The 2,172-nt window shown below is 67.6% G+C and carries 2 protein-coding genes; one reads left to right on the top strand and one right to left on the bottom strand.

Features of this window, described 5'->3' with window-relative positions:
* Positions 1 to 136: 136 nt before the first annotated feature.
* Positions 137 to 481 carry a hypothetical protein gene (locus CH341_RS30815; RefSeq protein WP_111423428.1) on the bottom strand — a complete coding sequence of 115 codons (345 nt, stop codon included), beginning with the start codon at positions 479 to 481 and terminating at the stop codon, positions 137 to 139.
* 475 nt (positions 482 to 956) lie between these two features.
* Here CH341_RS30815 and CH341_RS30810 point away from each other — a divergent pair, with 475 nt between their 5' ends.
* On the top strand, positions 957 to 1,991 hold the full coding sequence (locus CH341_RS30810; protein WP_111423426.1) for an aspartate-semialdehyde dehydrogenase: 1,035 nt from the start codon (positions 957 to 959) through the stop codon (positions 1,989 to 1,991).
* Positions 1,992 to 2,172: the final 181 nt, after the last annotated feature.

Here is a 2,172-nt window from a genome sequence, read left to right as displayed (position 1 = left end):
GGGCGCGAGCGCCGCTCGTAACCGGGATGAGGGGCGTATGCGCCGATGGCCGGCCCCGGCACCCCCTCACTCGGATCTCGCGCTCGGCGCGAGATCCGGCCTCTCCCCACAGGGGAGAGGTGAAAAGGGTCGCGGCTCAGTAGCGCGACCAGCCCGGGATATCGAACTGGCCGGGCAGCGGCGCGCGCGACCACGAGCCCGGGAAGGCGTTGTTGTCCATCCACTGCGGGAACACCGTGTAGGACGGCGAGAACGCGTAGTCGTGGTAGTGCTGGGTGTTCGGCAGCGGCTCGCGGCCCGGATTCAGGAACGAGCGCTTGCGCACCGTGATGCGCGAGCTCGGACGGCCGTTGTAGTCGTCGACGATGTCGTAGGTGCGCGCCTGGCGCCGCTTGGTCGCGGCCTCGGCCTCGGGCGCGGAGAACAGCACGGCCACGAGCCCGGCCGCGGCGGCGCAGGCGACGAAGGTCATCGGGCGCATCGGATTCCTCGCAAGCGTTTCAAACGCGAACACCAGTCTTACCGTCGATTCCCGTAGCACGACAAGGCAACGGCCCGGTTAACGGGCCGGTTCCGGCGATATCCCCGCCACCTGTGGCCGACCTGCTGCACTCGGCCGCCCGCGGGCTCGTCGTTGCGGGAGGGCGCGTCGGGATTAGCCCTTGCGGGCGACGGCCGAACTGGGCCGCTCGGACCGGCGGTCTGCACCACTGGACCGGCGGAGCAGAGCGGGCCGCGGCGCATGCCGGCGGGCAGGAAGGCGTCGACGCCGGGACTCGTCCGGACCGAGAAACGGGGTGGTCATCGAAAGCACCGGCGCTTATATGGGCCCGGCGCATCCATGGGCGGATCGCGGGCGAGCCATGCGTTGTCTCGACCGCCGTTCTCGCCTAGAAGCGGTTGCGCTTTCGTGTCTCCCGGAACGAGACCGAGGGATATAATCCTGGGAGTGAACTATGGGTTACAAGGTCGCTGTCGTCGGCGCCACTGGCAATGTGGGCCGCGCGATGCTCGAGATCCTCGCCGAGCGGCAGTTTCCCGCCGACGAGGTCGTGCCGCTCGCCTCCCGGCGCAGCATGGGCGTCGAGGTTTCCTATGGCGACAAGACCCTCAAGACGAAAACGCTCGAGCACTACGACTTCACGGACGTCGACATCTGCCTGATGTCGGCCGGCGGCAGCGTGTCCAAGGAGTGGTCGCCCAAGATCGGCGCCCAGGGCGCGGTCGTGATCGATAATTCCTCGGCCTGGCGCTACGACGCCGACGTGCCGCTGATCGTGCCGGAGGTGAACGCCGACGCGGTGGCGGGCTTCCGCAAGAAGAACATCATCGCCAACCCGAACTGCTCGACCGCGCAGCTCGTCGTGGCGCTCAAGCCGCTGCACGACCGCGCGACCATCAAGCGCGTCGTCGTCTCGACCTACCAGTCGGTGTCGGGCGCCGGCAAGGACGCGATGGACGAGCTGTTCTCGCAGACCAAGGCCGTCTTCACGCTCGGCGAGATCGAGAACAAGAAGTTCCCGAAGCGCATCGCCTTCAACCTGATCCCCCAGATCGACGTGTTCATGGAGGACGGGTACACGAAGGAAGAGTGGAAGATGATGGCCGAGACGAAGAAGATTCTCGACCCGAAGATCAAGCTCACCGCGACCTGCGTGCGGGTGCCGGTCTTCATCGGCCATTCGGAATCGGTGAACATCGAGTTCGAGAAGCCGCTGTCGGTCGACGAGGCCCGCAAGATCCTCTCGGTCGCGCCGGGCTGCCTCGTCATCGACAAGCACGAGCCGGGCGGCTACGTGACGCCCTACGAGTGCGCCGGCGAGGACGCCACCTACATTAGCCGCATCCGCGAGGACGCGACGGTGGAGAACGGCCTCGTGCTGTGGTGCGTCTCCGACAACCTGCGCAAGGGCGCCGCCCTCAACGCCGTGCAGATCGCCGAGTGCCTGCTCAAGCGCAACCTGATCGCGCCGAAGCAGAAGGCGGCCTGAGACCATACGGGCCGACTTCGGCCCGACGATATCGAGCCCGGTCCGAGTGTCCCTCGCGCCGGGCTCTGCTTTTCGCGGCCGTCGCGGCGGGGACATCGCGACGGACCCCGGAACGCCAAGAACACTGCCTCGCCAGGAAGCGCCCTTTCGGACGTCCTACCCCCGCCGGCCGCGTCTCGCG

This window comes from Rhodoplanes roseus (assembly GCF_003258865.1).
Classification (GTDB): Bacteria; Pseudomonadota; Alphaproteobacteria; order Rhizobiales; family Xanthobacteraceae; genus Rhodoplanes; species Rhodoplanes roseus.
This window is presented reverse-complemented; position numbering and strand designations above follow the sequence as displayed.